13 protein-coding genes are annotated in these 16186 nt (G+C 57.7%); 9 read left to right on the top strand and 4 right to left on the bottom strand.

What is annotated here, in order from left to right; translation table 11 throughout:
- The first annotated feature begins 156 nt into the window (after positions 1–156).
- From deoC to deoD, 4 genes are all read left to right on the top strand, one after another.
- Positions 157–936, top strand: a complete 780-nt coding sequence (gene deoC / locus SK62_RS17820) for a deoxyribose-phosphate aldolase (protein WP_003856543.1) — start codon at positions 157–159, stop codon at positions 934–936.
- Positions 937–1035: 99 nt separating this feature from the next.
- Positions 1036–2358 carry a thymidine phosphorylase gene (deoA, locus tag SK62_RS17815; RefSeq protein WP_032652511.1) on the top strand — a complete coding sequence of 441 codons (1323 nt, stop codon included), beginning with the start codon at positions 1036–1038 and terminating at the stop codon, positions 2356–2358.
- Between the two features lie 53 nt (positions 2359–2411).
- Entirely contained in the window at positions 2412–3635 is a 1224-nt protein-coding gene (gene deoB / locus SK62_RS17810) for a phosphopentomutase (protein WP_003856540.1), read from the top strand.
- Between the two features lie 125 nt (positions 3636–3760).
- Positions 3761–4480 (top strand): purine-nucleoside phosphorylase, encoded by a 720-nt coding sequence (deoD, locus tag SK62_RS17805; RefSeq protein ID WP_003856538.1) that lies wholly within the window; start codon positions 3761–3763, stop codon positions 4478–4480.
- A gap of 85 nt (positions 4481–4565) precedes the next feature.
- On the opposite strand, the gene lplA is transcribed toward deoD, so the two are convergent.
- The gene (lplA, locus tag SK62_RS17800; protein WP_015572614.1) at positions 4566–5582 is read right to left on the bottom strand and encodes a lipoate--protein ligase LplA; all 1017 of its coding nucleotides are present in this window, start codon (positions 5580–5582) and stop codon (positions 4566–4568) included.
- 39 nt (positions 5583–5621) lie between these two features.
- Entirely contained in the window at positions 5622–6266 is a 645-nt protein-coding gene (locus SK62_RS17795; RefSeq protein ID WP_015572615.1) for a YtjB family periplasmic protein, read from the bottom strand.
- Between the two features lie 117 nt (positions 6267–6383).
- Between SK62_RS17795 and serB the strand changes: the two genes are divergently transcribed.
- From serB to nadR, 3 genes are all read left to right on the top strand, one after another.
- Positions 6384–7352 (top strand): phosphoserine phosphatase, encoded by a 969-nt coding sequence (serB, locus tag SK62_RS17790; RefSeq protein WP_003856524.1) that lies wholly within the window; start codon positions 6384–6386, stop codon positions 7350–7352.
- 75 nt (positions 7353–7427) lie between these two features.
- Positions 7428–8813, top strand: a complete 1386-nt coding sequence (gene radA, locus SK62_RS17785) for a DNA repair protein RadA (protein ID WP_017383829.1) — start codon at positions 7428–7430, stop codon at positions 8811–8813.
- Between the two features lie 35 nt (positions 8814–8848).
- Positions 8849–10081, top strand: a complete 1233-nt coding sequence (gene nadR / locus SK62_RS17780) for a multifunctional transcriptional regulator/nicotinamide-nucleotide adenylyltransferase/ribosylnicotinamide kinase NadR (protein WP_015572616.1) — start codon at positions 8849–8851, stop codon at positions 10079–10081.
- Between the two features lie 83 nt (positions 10082–10164).
- On the opposite strand, the gene SK62_RS17775 is transcribed toward nadR, so the two are convergent.
- Positions 10165–11166: a zinc-binding alcohol dehydrogenase family protein gene (locus SK62_RS17775; RefSeq protein WP_023295896.1), complete on the bottom strand. Its 1002-nt coding sequence runs from the start codon at positions 11164–11166 to the stop codon at positions 10165–10167.
- A gap of 108 nt (positions 11167–11274) precedes the next feature.
- On the opposite strand from SK62_RS17775, the gene SK62_RS17770 reads away from it, so the two are divergent.
- On the top strand, positions 11275–12174 hold the full coding sequence (locus SK62_RS17770) for a LysR family transcriptional regulator (RefSeq protein WP_032647182.1): 900 nt from the start codon (positions 11275–11277) through the stop codon (positions 12172–12174).
- 129 nt (positions 12175–12303) lie between these two features.
- Here SK62_RS17770 and ettA read toward each other — a convergent pair whose 3' ends face one another.
- Complete coding sequence (gene ettA, locus SK62_RS17765; protein ID WP_039271771.1) at positions 12304–13971, bottom strand: energy-dependent translational throttle protein EttA; 1668 nt, start codon at positions 13969–13971, stop codon at positions 12304–12306.
- 226 nt (positions 13972–14197) lie between these two features.
- Between ettA and sltY the strand changes: the two genes are divergently transcribed.
- A complete protein-coding gene (sltY, locus tag SK62_RS17760) occupies positions 14198–16135 on the top strand; it encodes a murein transglycosylase (protein WP_017694548.1) in 1938 nt (645 codons plus the stop codon).
- Positions 16136–16186 lie beyond the last annotated feature (51 nt).

The following is a 16186-nucleotide window of genomic DNA, read 5'->3' as shown; positions in this document are numbered from 1 at the left end:
GCACTAAAATTTGAAGAAGATCTCATTACAGTAATGCAAATTTGCACACAGTTTTCATTAACTGTGATGAATGTCGAAGTGTGGATGCGGGTGAATGTTAGAATACTCACAGACCCGCAAGGTAAAATTTATACGGCACTGCCGTTGGAGAATGTTATGACCGATTTAACTGCAAGCAGCCTGCGCGCGTTGAAACTGATGGACCTGACCACCCTGAACGATGACGACACCAATGAAAAAGTCATCGCCCTGTGCCATCAGGCGAAAACGCCAGTGGGTAACACCGCCGCCGTCTGTATCTATCCGCGCTTTATCCCGATTGCCCGCAAAACGCTGAAAGAGCAGGGCACGCCGGATGTGCGCATTGCCACCGTAACTAACTTCCCGCACGGCAATGACGATATCGAGATCGCGCTGGCAGAAACCCGCGCGGCGATTGCGTACGGCGCGGACGAAGTTGACGTGGTATTCCCGTACCGCGCGCTGATCGCCGGCAACGAGCAGGTCGGTTTTGACCTGGTGAAAGCCTGTAAAGACGCGTGTGCGGCGGCAAACGTGCTGCTTAAAGTGATCATCGAAACCGGCGAGCTGAAAGAAGAGGCGCTGATTCGTAAGGCGTCTGAAATCTCCATCAAAGCGGGCGCGGACTTCATTAAAACTTCTACCGGTAAAGTGCCGGTCAACGCTACCCCGGAAAGCGCACGCATCATGATGGAAGTCATCCGTGATATGGGCGTGTCCAAAACCGTTGGCTTCAAACCGGCGGGCGGCGTGCGTACCGCGGAAGACGCGCAGCAGTTCCTGGCGATTGCCGACGAGCTGTTCGGCGCCGACTGGGCTGATTCCCGCCACTACCGCTTCGGCGCGTCCAGCCTGCTGGCCAGCCTGCTGAAAGCGCTGGGTCACGGTGACGGTAAGAGCGCAAGCAGCTACTAAGTTGAATTGCCGGGTGGCGCTACGCTAACCCGGCCTACAGGATCGTAGGGCGGGTCAACATATCCGCCGCCATTCACCCGATTCCGCATGGAGGTTACCGTGTTTCTCGCACAAGAAATTATTCGTAAAAAACGTGATGGTCATCCATTAAGCGACGAAGAAATCCGCTTTTTTATCAACGGCATTCGTGATAACACCATCTCTGAAGGGCAGATTGCGGCTCTGGCGATGACCATTTTCTTCCACGATATGTCGATGCCTGAGCGCGTGTCGCTGACCATGGCGATGCGAGATTCAGGAACCGTTCTGGACTGGAAAAGCCTCAACCTCAACGGCCCGATTGTGGACAAACACTCCACCGGCGGCGTGGGCGACGTGACCTCCCTGATGCTTGGCCCAATGGTGGCAGCCTGTGGCGGTTACATCCCGATGATTTCCGGGCGCGGCCTGGGTCATACCGGCGGTACGCTCGACAAACTGGAAGCCATTCCGGGCTTCGATATCTTCCCGGATGACAACCGCTTCCGCGACATTATTAAAGACGTTGGCGTGGCGATTATCGGCCAGACCAGCTCTCTTGCTCCGGCTGACAAGCGTTTCTACGCGACGCGTGACATTACCGCGACCGTAGACTCCATCCCGCTGATCACCGCCTCTATCCTTGCCAAAAAACTGGCGGAAGGTCTGGATGCGCTGGTGATGGATGTGAAAGTGGGCAGCGGCGCGTTTATGCCAACCTATGAACTCTCTGAGGCGCTGGCCGAAGCGATCGTTGGCGTCTCCAACGGCGCGGGCGTGCGCACCACTGCACTGCTGACGGACATGAACCAGGTGCTGGCCTCCAGCGCCGGTAACGCGGTTGAAGTCCGTGAGGCCGTGCAGTTCCTCACAGGCGAATACCGTAACCCGCGCCTGTTCGATGTCACCATGGCGCTGTGCGTTGAGATGTTAATCTCCGGCAAGCTGGCCAAAGACGACGCGGAAGCCCGCGCGAAGCTTCAGGCGGTGCTGGACAACGGCAAAGCGGCGGAGATCTTTGGTCGGATGGTGGCGGCGCAGAAAGGCCCGACCGACTTCGTGGAAAACTACGCGAAATACCTGCCCACCGCGATGCTCAGCAAAGCGGTCTATGCGGACAGCGAAGGCTTTGTCTCGGCTATGGATACCCGCGCGCTCGGCATGGCTGTTGTGTCTATGGGCGGCGGTCGTCGTCAGGCATCGGACACCATTGATTACAGCGTCGGCTTTACCGATATGGCCCGTCTGGGCGACAGCGTTGACGGCCAACGTCCGCTGGCGGTGATCCACGCGAAAGACGAAGCCAGCTGGCAGGACGCGGCGAAAGCAGTGAAGGCGGCAATATCTCTTGACGATAAAGCACCGGAAACCACACCGACGGTCTATCGTCGTATCACTGAATAGCGGTATACTGATCTGATCGCATTTTTATGAAGCACTAAGTACGGAGAACAATTATGAAACGTGCATTTATTATGGTGCTGGACTCATTCGGCATCGGCGCAACCGAAGATGCAGAACGATTTGGTGACGTGGGTTCCGATACCCTGGGTCACATCGCGGAAGCCTGTGCAAAAGGCGAAGCGGACAATGGTCGTAAAGGCCCTCTGAACCTGCCAAACCTGACCCGTCTGGGGCTGGTAAAAGCGCATGAAGGCTCTACCGGTAAGATCGCAGCCGGTATGGACGGTAACGCGGAAGTGGTGGGCGCCTACGCGTGGGCGCACGAGCTCTCTTCCGGAAAAGATACTCCGTCCGGTCACTGGGAAATTGCCGGCGTGCCGGTGCTGTTTGACTGGGGCTACTTCTCCGATCACGAGAACAGCTTCCCGCAGGAGCTGCTCGATAAGCTGGTGAAGCGCGCCAACCTGCCGGGCTACCTCGGCAATTGCCACTCTTCCGGTACCGTGATTCTGGATCAGCTCGGCGAAGAGCATATGAAAACCGGCAAGCCGATTTTCTATACCTCTGCTGACTCCGTGTTCCAGATCGCCTGCCATGAAGAGACGTTTGGCCTGGATAAACTGTACGAGCTGTGCGAGATCGCCCGTGAAGAGCTGACCGAAGGCGGCTACAACATTGGCCGCGTTATCGCGCGTCCGTTTATCGGCGACAAAGCGGGTAACTTCCAGCGTACCGGCAACCGTCACGATCTGGCCGTGGAGCCACCGGCGCCGACCGTGCTGCAAAAACTCGTCGACGAGAAAGACGGCCACGTGGTTTCCGTGGGTAAAATCGCGGACATTTACGCCAACTGCGGCATTACCAAAAAGGTCAAAGCGACCGGTCTGGATGCGCTGTTCGACGCCACCATCAAAGAGATGAAAGAAGCGGGCGATAAGACCATTGTCTTCACCAACTTCGTGGACTTCGACTCCTCCTGGGGCCACCGTCGCGACGTCGCCGGTTATGCTGCGGGTCTGGAGCTGTTTGACCGCCGTCTGCCAGAGCTGATGGAGCTGGTGGGGGAAGATGACATTCTGATCCTGACCGCTGACCATGGCTGTGACCCGACCTGGACCGGTACCGACCACACCCGTGAGCACATTCCGGTGCTGGTGTACGGCCCGAAAGTCAAACCGGGCTCGCTGGGTCACCGTGAGACCTTCGCGGACATCGGCCAGACGATTGCGAAATACTTTGGTACGTCTGACATGGAATATGGCAAGGCTATGTTCTAAACGGATTGGGTGCGGCCTGATGCCATCACCCCGGCCCTCTCCCACCGGGAGAGGGAGAACAGAATGTAGGCCGGGTAAGGCGTAGCCGCCACCCGGCAAAAACAACAATGTAAAAGGAACTGAAGATGGCAACTCCTCACATTAATGCAGAAATGGGTGATTTCGCTGACGTCGTATTGATGCCGGGCGACCCGCTGCGCGCGAAGCACATTGCAGAAACCTTCCTCGAAGACGTGCGTGAAGTGAACAACGTGCGCGGCATGCTGGGCTTCACCGGCACCTATAAAGGCCGCAAAATCTCCGTGATGGGTCACGGCATGGGTATCCCATCCTGCTCCATCTACACCAAAGAGCTGATCACCGATTTCGGCGTGAAGAAAATCATCCGTGTCGGCTCCTGCGGCGCAGTGCGCATGGACGTTAAGCTGCGTGACGTGGTGATCGGCATGGGCGCGTGCACCGACTCTAAAGTCAACCGCATCCGCTTTAAAGATCATGACTTTGCGGCCATCGCTGACTTTGACATGGTGCGTAACGCGGTTGACGCGGCAAAAGCGCTGGGCGTTGACGCGCGCGTGGGCAACCTGTTCTCTGCCGATCTGTTCTACTCGCCAGAAGGCGACATGTTCGACGTGATGGAAAAATACGGCATTCTGGGCGTGGAAATGGAAGCGGCCGGTATCTATGGCGTGGCGGCTGAATTCGGTGCGAAAGCGCTGACCATCTGCACCGTGTCTGACCACATCCGTACCCACGAGCAGACTACCGCTGCCGAGCGTCAGACCACCTTCAACGACATGATCAAAATCGCGCTGGAATCCGTTCTGCTGGGCGATAAAGAGTAATACCTGTTGTGCCGGGTGGCGGCTTCGCTCGACCCGGCCTGCGGTTTTCCAGGCCCGCTAAGCAGAGCGCCAGCGGGCTTTTTTATTAGCGTACTGCCTGCGCAATCCACGCCGATAACTCCCGCAACTCTTGTTCCTGTTCCGGAAAATCAACACGTAACGCGTCACACTCCTGTTGCAGCATATCTGCCCGATAGAGACAGCCCTGCAAACGTGCAGCCAGCGCTTCTAACGGTGCCGGATTAAGACTATCCGTAAATACCTGGGTACGAGAGATATGGCCTTTCTCGACGTCAAAGTGCAGCTCAACGCCGCCCCAGGTAAATCGCTCATCCAGCAGGTGTGAAAACGCCGGTGCCTGACCGAAATTCCACTCCCAGCTGCTCTGGCGGGCGAAGGTTTCCGCGAAGTTTGGCAGATCCGGGGTTTTATCCGGAGAAATCACCTCGGCTTCTACGCGTTCACCGTAATGCCTGAAAAAGGCCTCGCGGATCGCATCGCAAATGCGTTCATGGGTAATCCCCGGCAGGAGCTCCACCAGATTCGCCACGCGACCGCGCACGGAGGTAATGCCTTTGGCCTGGAGCTTTTTCTTGTCCGGGTTCAGATAGTTTGCCAGACGGCTCAGATCGGCATTCAGCAATAATGTGCCGTGGTGGAATCCGCGATCCATCGTTTCGCGGTAGGCTGAGCCTGACACTTTCCGGTCGCCTTCAGGCGTTTTCACGACCAGATCGTTACGTCCCGAGGCTTCAGCCGTCACGCCGAGTGAATTGAGCGCGTTAAGCACAATGGAGGTCGAGATGGTTTTGTCGTATTCCGGCTTGCCCGCCATAAAGGTAAAGCAGGTGTTGCCCAGATCGTGAAACACCGCACCGCCGCCGCTGCTGCGGCGCGCCAGGCGGACGTTGTCCTCTTCCATACGGCGGGTGTTACACTCTTTCCACGGATTTTGCGCGCGACCAATAACGACCGTATCGGCGTTGCGCCAGAGAAACAGGACGCGCTGGGTGGCAGGCATCTGGCGGAAGATGCACTCTTCCACCGCCAGGTTAAACCAGGGATCGTAAGAGTCAGAGATTAGCAGGCGTAACGTCGACATGGCAGAGTTCCTTTTCCGAATCATCCGCCTACTTTATCACTATTCTTTCTTCTCGCTCTCTTCCTCTTCGGGAACCGACTTGCTGGCGGTTAACAGGAACGGCGACTGCTGCCAGCGGGTGCGTTTGCCCTGGAGCAGCGTGCGCGCCAGTACCACGCCAATCGCCAGCGAGAGCAGCAGCATCAGGCGCAAAATATTGGTGGTGTTATCCACCTGTTTGGCTTCGGTTGGCAGGGTGTGGGTGTCGAGTGTCAGACGTAAATAGCCGAGCGGACCATTCTTGCCCTGAATGGGTTCGACGATTTGTTGGTTGAAATAACCACCGGCTTTTTTGCCATCCAGCGCCAGCCTGTCGCGCACGTCGACATGCTCACCCGCGCGGGCAATCAGGTCGCCCTGTTCATCGTACACACCCGCATCCAGAATGCGGCTGTTTTCCGTAAGCTGGCGCAATACCTGGGCTATCCGCTTGTCATCCGGCGTTTCGGTGCGCATAGACGGCGCAACGTTGAGCGTCACCTGGCGCGCCAGCGTCCGGGCCAGCTCCTCAAACTGCGGGTTACGCTGTCGTTGGTGATTCTGGCTAAACCAGGATGCCCCCTGCATCAGCGCCACTAATAGTGCGAGACAGATCAGGACAATCACGGCGCGATGAAGCCGGAATTTCAGTTTTGCGCGAGCCATATTCCACCTGCTTAAAATTTACGGCTTAATGTTGCCAGAAGTGATGGTTACAGGGTAGCCTCATGCGTTATTTTCCCTCTGGAACCTTCCGGCGCGAACGAAATTACAGGAGCTTCAATGCCGAACATTACCTGGTGCGACCTGCCAACGGATGTCTCTTTATGGCCAGGATTGCCGCTCTCTTTAAGTGGCGATGAGGTGATGCCTCTCGATTACCACGCTGGCCGTAGCGGCTGGCTGCTGTACGGACGCGGCCTGGATAAGCAACGCCTCACCCAGTATCAAACCAAACTGGGCGCAGCGATGGTCATCGTTGCGGCCTGGTGCGTGGAAGATTATCAGGTCATTCGCCTGGCGGGTTCCCTGACGCAGCGCGCCACGCGTCTGGCGCACGACGCCGGGCTGGACGTTGCCCCCCTCGGCAAAATTCCGCACCTGAAAACGCCCGGCCTGCTGGTAATGGACATGGACTCCACCGCCATTCAGATCGAATGTATTGACGAGATTGCTAAACTGGCGGGCAGCGGCGAGCTGGTGGCGGAAGTCACCGAGCGCGCGATGCGCGGCGAGCTGGATTTCACCGCCAGCCTGAGACAGCGCGTGGCGACCCTGAAGGGGGCCGATGCTAACATTTTGCGTCAGGTGCGCGATGAACTGCCCCTGATGCCTGGGCTGACGCAGCTGGTGCTCAAGCTGGAGACGCTCGGCTGGAAAGTGGCGATTGCCTCCGGCGGGTTCACCTTCTTTGCCGACTACCTGCGTGACAAGCTGCGTCTGACCACCGTGGTGGCAAACGAGCTGGAGATCATGGACGGCAAACTCACCGGACAGGTCATCGGCGACATCGTGGATGCGCAGTACAAAGCCAATACGCTGACGCGTCTGGCGGAGAAATATGCCATTCCGGTCGAGCAGACCGTCGCCATCGGCGATGGCGCGAACGATCTGCCGATGATCAAAGTTGCCGGGCTGGGTATTGCCTACCATGCCAAGCCGAAAGTGAATGAAAAGACGGAAGTCACTATCCGTCATGCTGATCTGATGGGGGTGTTCTGCATTCTCTCCGGCAGCATTAATCAAAAATAGCGGCCTGCTTTTGTAGGCCGGGTAAGCGTCAGCGCCACCCGGCGCGCAGACCGCACAGAAATAACGAGGTAAACCGTGGCGAAAGCTCCAAAACGCGCATTTGTCTGTAATGAATGTGGTGCGGATTATCCGCGCTGGCAGGGGCAATGCAGCGCCTGTCATGCCTGGAACACCATCACCGAAGTGCGTGGTGTGGCGGCTTCGCCGAGCGTGGCCCGCAATGAACGGCTGAGCGGCTATGCGGGCAATGCAGGCGTGTCGAAGGTACAAAAACTTTCGGATATCAGCCTGGAAGCGCTGCCGCGCTTTTCCACCGGATTCAAAGAATTTGACCGCGTGCTCGGCGGTGGCGTAGTGCCGGGCAGCGCCATTCTGATCGGCGGTAACCCGGGCGCGGGTAAATCGACCCTGCTGCTGCAAACGCTCTGCAAGCTAGCCGAACAGATGAAAACCCTGTACGTCACGGGGGAAGAATCACTTCAGCAGGTGGCGATGCGCGCGCACCGCCTCGGCCTGCCGACCGGCAATCTGAATATGCTGTCGGAAACCAGCATCGAGCAGATCTGCATGATCGCCGAAGAAGAGCAGCCGAAGCTGATGGTGATCGACTCCATTCAGGTGATGCACATGGCGGATATCCAGTCGTCACCGGGGAGCGTGGCGCAGGTGCGTGAAACCGCGGCCTACCTGACGCGCTTTGCCAAAACGCGCGGCGTGGCGATTGTGATGGTTGGTCATGTGACCAAAGACGGCTCGCTGGCGGGACCGAAAGTGCTTGAACACTGTATCGACTGCTCGGTGATGCTCGATGGCGATGCGGATTCCCGTTTTCGTACCCTGCGCAGCCATAAAAACCGCTTTGGCGCGGTGAATGAGCTGGGCGTATTTGCCATGACCGAGCAGGGGCTTCGCGAAGTCAGCAACCCGTCGGCCATCTTCCTGAGCCGTGGCGACGAGATCACGTCCGGTAGTTCGGTGATGGTGCTGTGGGAGGGGACGCGTCCGCTGCTGGTTGAAATTCAGGCGCTGGTGGATCAATCGATGATGGGCAACCCGCGGCGCGTGGCGGTCGGTCTGGAACAGAACCGCCTGGCGATCCTGCTGGCGGTGCTGCACCGTCACGGCGGTCTGCAAATGGCGGATCAGGATGTGTTCGTCAACGTGGTTGGTGGGGTGAAGGTTACGGAAACCAGCGCGGACCTGGCGCTGCTGCTGGCAATGGTCTCCAGCCTGCGCGACAGACCGTTGCCGCAGGATCTGGTGGTATTTGGTGAGGTAGGGTTGGCCGGCGAGATCCGCCCGGTGCCGAGCGGTCAGGAGCGTATCTCCGAAGCGGCAAAACATGGCTTCCGCCGCGCGATTGTTCCGGCCGCCAACGTGCCGAAAAAAATTCCGGAAGGGATGCAGGTTTTTGGCGTTAAAAAACTTGCAGATGCGTTAAATGTCTTTGACGACTTATAATTACGTATTCGATTTTGCAGGAGGCACCGTAATTTATGTCATCATTTGACTACATCAAGACCGCTATCCGCCAGAAGGGCTGCACGTTGCAGCAGGTGGCGGACGCCAGCGGCATGACCAAGGGCTACCTGAGCCAACTGCTGAACGCCAAAATCAAAAGCCCCAGCGCGCAGAAGCTGGAAGCGCTGCACCGTTTTCTGGGGCTTGAATTTCCGCGGATGCAAAAGAACATTGGCGTGGTGTTCGGTAAGTTCTACCCGCTGCATACCGGGCATATCTATCTGATCCAGCGCGCCTGTAGCCAGGTCGACGAACTGCATATCATCATGGGTTATGATGAAACCCGCGATCGCCAGCTGTTTGAAGACAGCGCCATGTCGCAGCAGCCCACCGTGCCGGACCGCCTGCGCTGGCTGCTTCAGACCTTTAAATATCAGAAAAATATTCGTATTCATGCCTTTAACGAAGAGGGCATGGAGCCGTATCCGCACGGCTGGGACGTGTGGAGCAACGGCATCAAAGCGTTTATGGAAGAGAAGGGCATTGCGCCTAACTGGATCTACACCTCTGAAGAGTCCGACGCGCCGCAGTTCCGTGAGCATCTGGGCATTGAGACGGTGCTGATCGATCCTAAACGCACCTTCATGAACATCAGCGGGGCGCAGATCCGCGAGAACCCGTTCCGTTACTGGGACTACATCCCGACCGAGGTGAAGCCGTTCTTCGTGCGTACGGTGGCGATCCTCGGCGGCGAGTCGAGCGGGAAATCGACGCTGGTAAATAAGCTGGCTAACATCTTCAATACCACCAGTGCGTGGGAGTATGGCCGCGATTACGTCTTCTCACACCTTGGCGGCGACGAGATGGCGTTGCAGTATTCCGACTACGATAAAATCGCGCTCGGTCATGCCCAGTACATTGATTTTGCGGTGAAATACGCCAATAAAGTCGCCTTTATTGATACCGATTTCGTCACCACGCAGGCGTTCTGCAAAAAGTACGAAGGGCGCGAGCACCCGTTTGTGCAGGCGCTGATTGACGAATACCGCTTTGACCTGGTGATCCTGCTGGAAAACAACACCCCGTGGGTGGCCGACGGCATGCGCAGCCTGGGCAGCTCGGTGGACAGGCGGGAGTTCCAGACCATGCTGGTAGAGATGCTTAACGAGAACAACGTTGAGTTTGTACATGTGGAAGAGTCGGACTACGACTCCCGCTTCCTGCGCTGCGTCGAGCTGGTGAAGGAGATGATGGGGGAGCAGGGTTAATAACTTCCCCTCTCCCACCAGGAGAGGGGACTTTAATCGCCCTCTCCCTTTGGGAGAGGGCCGGGCTGAGGGAATCAGTCCACTCAATACTCAACCACCACCTTCCCACGCATATGCCCCTCCAGCACCCTGCGGTGCGCTTCGGTAATGCTTTCAACGCTTAGCCCGTGCAGCGTTTCGCTGAGCGAGCTTTCCACCACGCCGTTATCCACCAGCTTCGCCACCTCATCTAAAATCTCACCCTGACGCGCCATATCCGCAGTCTGGTACATGCTGCGGGTGTACATAAACTCCCAGTGCAGGGCGGCAGATTTGGACTTCAGCTTGTCCTGGTTCAGCGGATGCGCGTTTTCAACGATGGAACAAATGTGTCCCTGAGGGGCAATCAGATCGCTGACCGCATCCCAGTGCCCGTCGGTATCGTTGAGGATAAAAATGTAATCCACAAAGGTGAGCCCCTGTTTCGCCAGTTCACCCTTCAGGTCGCGGTAATTTACGACAATGTCAGCCCCGCGATCGCGACACCACCGGGCGGAATCTTCTCGTGAAGCGGTTGCGACGATCTTCACCTTGCTGTTGTGCTTCGCAAACGGGATCGCCAGCGATCCGACTCCACCCGCGCCGCCAATTATCAGCAGCGTTTTATCTGCGTCGGCATCCTGAATCTTCAGCCGTTCAAACAGGCCTTCCCACGCGGTGAGCGCCGTCAGCGGCAGTGCAGCCGCGGCGGCCCAGTCAAGGCTTGCAGGCTTGTGCCCGACAATGCGCGCATCGATCAGCTGATGCGTAGTATTGCTGCCCGGGCGGGTGATATCCCCCGCGTACCACACTTCGTCACCCGGTTTGAATCCGGTGACGCCAGCCCCAACGGCTTTTACGATCCCGCTGGCATCCCACCCGAGAATGCGCGGCTCCTTCAGTCCGCTTTTGGCAATGCCTGCATGTACCTTGGTGTCCACCGGGTTTACGGAGACGGCTTTTACCTCCACCAGCAGATCGTGTTCACCGGGCTGCGGCATCGGCGGAGTGATTTCAACGAAGGTGGACGGATTTTCCGGGTTAACGGCAATGGCTTTCACTGACATGGTGTGCTCCTCAATGGCATGCGTTTTGTTGAGGCTAGTCTATTAAGTGGTCAGCTGCATGATAAGATGGACAATCCAGAACTCAGCGTTCGTACAGGGTGAACAATCATGTTTAAACAGCTTCAGGATATGGCGCTGTTTGCGCTGGTGGCCGAGATGGGCAGCTTTACCGCGGCGGCGCAGAAGGCGGAACTGCCGAAATCCAGCGTCAGCCAGCGGATTAGCCAGCTGGAGCAACAGGTGGGGATCCGTCTGTTGAATCGCACCACGCGCAGAATAAGCCTGACGTTTGCGGGCGAACACTATCTGGTGCACTGTCGTGAAATGCTGGCGGCCAGCGAGCGCGCGGAGTATGCCATTCAGCGGCTGCGCGAAAACCCCAGCGGGCGGCTGCGGATCACCTGTCCGGCGGGAATTGGCGCGACGCTGCTGGCGCATATGAATGCCGAGTTCCAGCTTCGCTATCCGGACGTGTCGCTGGATGTGTCGATCTCAGACGACGTGGTGGATCTGGTCGAGTCTGGCTTTGACGTGGCGCTGCGCACCGGCAAACCGCAGGATTCTTCCCTGATTGGCCGCATGATTGGGCACTGTCCTCGCTACATGCTGGCCTCGCCCGACTACCTGGCGCGTCGGGCGCCGTTAATCCATCCCCGACAGCTGGTGGAGCACCGCTGCATTACGCACCGGGCATGGTCGGAGTGGCTTCTGCGAAGCGAGAGTGAGGATTACCGCTACCTGCCGGATAACGCCCACATGACGGATAACCTGGTGTACGCCCGGGAATGCGCCATTGCCGGGGCGGGGATCACGCTGTTACCCGCATTCCTGCTGGAAGATAAGATCGAAAAGGGCGCGCTGGTGAAGGTGCTGCCGGCGTGGAGCGTTGAGGGAAACGATCTCTGGTTGGCCTACCCGAGCCGTAAGCTCAATTCGCCTGCGCTGATGAGCTATATCGACTTTGCGATGCAGTTTGATGAGGTGAAGCGGTATTACGTGGGCAAATAAAAAAAGCCGGGTGGCGGCTTCGCCTTACCCGGCCTACACACTGTGCGGCCTGATGCCCTCACCCTGGCCCTCTCCCACGGGGAGAGGTTACAAACATAAAAAACGGCAACCGAAGTTGCCGTTTTGCTTTTATTTCGCAATACGCTTGTACTTAATACGCTTCGGCTCCAGCGCGTCTGCGCCCAGCGTGCGTTTCTTGTACTCTTCGTATTCGGTGAAGTTACCTTCGAAGAACTCCACCTTACCTTCGTCCTGGTAGTCCAGGATGTGGGTTGCGATGCGGTCCAGGAACCAGCGGTCGTGCGAGATAACCATCGCGCAGCCCGGGAACTCCAGCAGGGCGTTTTCCAGCGCGCGCAGGGTTTCGATGTCCAGGTCGTTGGTAGGTTCATCAAGCAGCAGAACGTTGCCGCCAACCTGGAGCAGCTTCGCCAGGTGCAGACGACCGCGCTCACCGCCGGACAGCTCGCCCACGCGTTTGCCCTGGTCAGTGCCCTTAAAGTTAAAGCGGCCAACGTAAGCGCGGCTTGGCATCTCGGTGTTGCCGATACGCATGATATCCAGACCGCCGGAAACCTCTTCCCACACGGTTTTGCTGTTGTCCATTGCGTCGCGGAACTGGTCCACGGAAGCCAGCTTCACGGTTTCACCCAGGGTGATAGAGCCGCTGTCAGGCTGTTCCTGACCGGACATCATGCGGAACAGGGTCGATTTACCTGCGCCGTTCGGACCGATGATGCCAACGATAGCGCCTTTCGGCACGGAGAAGGTCAGGTCGTCGATCAGCAGACGGTCGCCGTAGGACTTACGCAGGTTGGTCACTTCAACCACTTTATCCCCCAGACGTGCGCCAGGTGGAATAAACAGTTCGTTGGTTTCGTTACGTTTCTGGTATTCAGTGTTGTTCAGCTCTTCGAAGCGTGCCAGACGGGCTTTGCCCTTGGACTGACGGCCTTTCGCGCCCTGACGCACCCACTCCAGCTCTTTCTCGATAGACTTACGACGCGCCGCTTCCTGAGATGCTTCCTGCGCCAGACGCTGATCTTTCTGCTCCAGCCAGGAGGAGTAATTGCCTTCCCACGGAATACCTTCGCCGCGGTCCAGCTCTAGGATCCAGCCCGCAACGTTGTCGAGGAAGTAACGGTCGTGGGTAATCGCCACCACGGTGCCTTCGAAGTCGTGCAGGAAGCGCTCCAGCCACGCCACGGATTCCGCATCCAGGTGGTTGGTAGGTTCGTCGAGCAGCAGCATGTCTGGTTTTTCCAGCAGCAGGCGGCACAGCGCCACGCGACGGCGTTCACCACCGGACAGGTTAGCGATTTTCGCATCCCAGTCTGGCAGACGCAGGGCATCGGCCGCGCGCTCCAGCTGCATGTTCAGGTTGTGACCGTCGTGCGCCTGGATAATCTCTTCATATTTGCCCTGCTGAGCGGCCAGTTTGTCGAAGTCCGCATCCGGCTCGGCGTATTTGGCATACACTTCATCCAGACCTTTCAGGGCGTTAACCACCTCGGATACCGCTTCTTCAACGGATTCACGCACGGTGTGTTCCGGGTTCAGCTGAGGTTCCTGCGGCAGGTAGCCGATCTTAATGCCAGGCTGCGGACGGGCTTCACCTTCGATGTCTGTATCGATGCCGGCCATGATGCGCAGCAGGGTGGACTTACCGGCACCGTTGAGACCCAGAACACCGATTTTTGCGCCCGGGAAGAAGCTCAGCGAGATATTTTTAAGAATATGACGTTTCGGCGGGACAACTTTGCCGACACGATGCATGGTATAAACGAATTGAGCCACGTTGGACTTCGCCTCTTTTATCGTGATGAGAATGAATTTCAGCCTCGAAGTGTAGCCTTTTTCACGCCCTAATCCCAGCCAGGAACGTCGGGAGTGTTAAAACGCGCAAGAAAGGTAAAAAAGTGTCCATGACGTGGCGCGTTGTGGGATGCCTGGTTAGCATAAGTTGATGTAACTTTGACGTGGCAAGACGCTGCAACTGACGAAAAACAATGAGGAAGAGCTTGTGGAAAAAGCCAAACGGGTGGTCTGGCGTCTGCTGGCTGCCAGCGTATGCGTAATGGCGGTAAGCCAGGCGGTGCATGCCGATTCACTGGATGAACAACGTAACCGCTATGCCCAGATTAAACAGGCATGGGACAACAAGCAGATGGATACCGTGCAGGCGCTGATGCCGACGCTGAAGGATTATCCGCTGTATCCGTATCTTGAGTATCGTCAGATCACGGACGATCTCATGAATCAACCGACCGTCACCGTGAATAACTTCATTCAGGCGAACCCGACCCTGCCGCCTGCGCGCACCCTGAAGTCCCGGTTTGTGAACGAGCTGGCCCGTCGCGAAGACTGGCGCGGCCTGCTGGCCTTCAGCCCGGATAAACCGGGCGCGACGGAAGCGCAGTGTAATTACTATTATGCGAAATGGGCGACCGGTCAGCAGGAGGAAGCCTGGACCGGCGCGAAAGAGCTGTGGCTGACGGGCAAAAGCCAGCCAAACGCCTGTGACCCGCTGTTCAGCGCCTGGCGCGCCTCGGGCAAGCAGGATCCGCTCTCTTACCTGGAACGTATTCGCCTGGCGATGAAGGCCGGAAACACCCGGCTGGTCACCGTGCTGGCGGGCCAGATGCCCGCAGATTATCAGACCATTGCGTCTGCCGTTATCAGTCTGGCAAACGATCCCAATACCGTGCTGACGTTTGCGCGTACCACCGGCGCGACCGATTTTACCCGCCAGATGGCGGCGGTGGCCTTTGCCAGCGTGGCGCGTGATGATGTGGAAAACGCCCGGCTGATGATCCCGCAGCTGGTGCAGGCCCAGCAGCTTAATGACGATCAAACTCAGGAGCTGCGCGATATCGTTGCATGGCGACTGATGGGGACAGATGTCACCGACGAACAGGCGCGCTGGCGTGACGATGCGGTGATGCGTTCGAACTCTGTCTCGCTGGTGGAGCGTCGCGTGCGCATGGCGCTGGGAACGGGCGATCGTCGTGGCCTCAATACCTGGCTGGCGCGTCTGCCGATGGATGCCAAAGAGAAAGATGAATGGCGTTACTGGCAGGCGGACATGCTGCTGGAACGTGGTCGTGAAGATGAAGCCAAAGAGATCCTCCACTCCCTGATGCAGCAGCGTGGATTCTACCCGATGGCGGCGGCGCAGCGTCTGGGCGAGGAGTACACCCTGAAGATCGACAAAGCGCCAGCCAACGCGAACCCGGCGCTGACGCAGGGGCCGGAAATGGCGCGCGTGCGCGAGCTGATGTACTGGAATCTGGATAATACCGCGCGCAGCGAATGGGCGAATCTGGTCACCAGCCGTACCACCGATGAGAAAGCGCAGCTTGCCCGCTATGCATTTGATAATCGCTGGTGGGATCTGAGCGTGCAGGCGACGATCGCCGGCAAACTGTGGGATCATCTCGAAGAGCGTTTCCCGCTGGCTTATAAGGATCTGTTCGATCGCTACACCAGCGGCAAAGATATTCCGCAAAGCTACGCGATGGCGATCGCCCGTCAGGAGAGCGCCTGGAACCCGAAAGTGCGTTCTCCGGTGGGTGCCAGCGGTCTGATGCAGATTATGCCGGGCACCGCGACGCACACGGTGAAGATGTTTAATATTCCAGGCTACAGTAGCCCGTCCCAGCTGCTGGATCCGGAGACCAACATCAACATCGGTACCAGCTACTTGCAGTACGTCTATCAGCAGTTCGGTAATAACCGTATCTTCGCGTCAGCGGCGTACAACGCCGGGCCTGGCCGCGTGCGGACATGGCTTGGCAACAGCGCAGGGCGCATCGACGCCGTGGCGTTTGTCGAGAGCATTCCGTTCTCGGAAACGCGCGGCTATGTGAAGAACGTGCTGGCGTATGACGCCTACTATCGCTACTTCATGGGGCAGAAAGATACCCTGATGAGCGATGCCGAGTGGCAGAGACGTTACTGATCGGCGCGGGTTGTGTTATGCTGTACTCGCTAATGAGTACAAGAGGCAGCA

It is taken from the genome of Enterobacter sp. BIDMC109 (genome assembly GCF_001037885.1).
Lineage (GTDB): Bacteria > Pseudomonadota > Gammaproteobacteria > Enterobacterales > Enterobacteriaceae > Enterobacter > Enterobacter hormaechei_C.
This window is presented reverse-complemented; position numbering and strand designations above follow the sequence as displayed.

Bases quoted from the DNA above. Each gene is read 5' to 3' on its own strand.
- deoC (WP_003856543.1), top strand. From the start codon at position 157: ATGACCGATTTAACTGCAAGCAGCCTGCGCGCGTTGAAACTGATGGAC.
- deoB (WP_003856540.1), top strand. From the start codon at position 2,412: ATGAAACGTGCATTTATTATGGTGCTGGACTCATTCGGCATCGGCGCA.
- deoD (WP_003856538.1), top strand. From the start codon at position 3,761: ATGGCAACTCCTCACATTAATGCAGAAATGGGTGATTTCGCTGACGTC.
- lplA (WP_015572614.1), bottom strand. From the start codon at position 5,582: ATGTCGACGTTACGCCTGCTAATCTCTGACTCTTACGATCCCTGGTTT.
- SK62_RS17795 (WP_015572615.1), bottom strand. From the start codon at position 6,266: ATGGCTCGCGCAAAACTGAAATTCCGGCTTCATCGCGCCGTGATTGTC.
- serB (WP_003856524.1), top strand. From the start codon at position 6,384: ATGCCGAACATTACCTGGTGCGACCTGCCAACGGATGTCTCTTTATGG.
- nadR (WP_015572616.1), top strand. From the start codon at position 8,849: ATGTCATCATTTGACTACATCAAGACCGCTATCCGCCAGAAGGGCTGC.
- SK62_RS17775 (WP_023295896.1), bottom strand. From the start codon at position 11,166: ATGTCAGTGAAAGCCATTGCCGTTAACCCGGAAAATCCGTCCACCTTC.
- SK62_RS17770 (WP_032647182.1), top strand. From the start codon at position 11,275: ATGTTTAAACAGCTTCAGGATATGGCGCTGTTTGCGCTGGTGGCCGAG.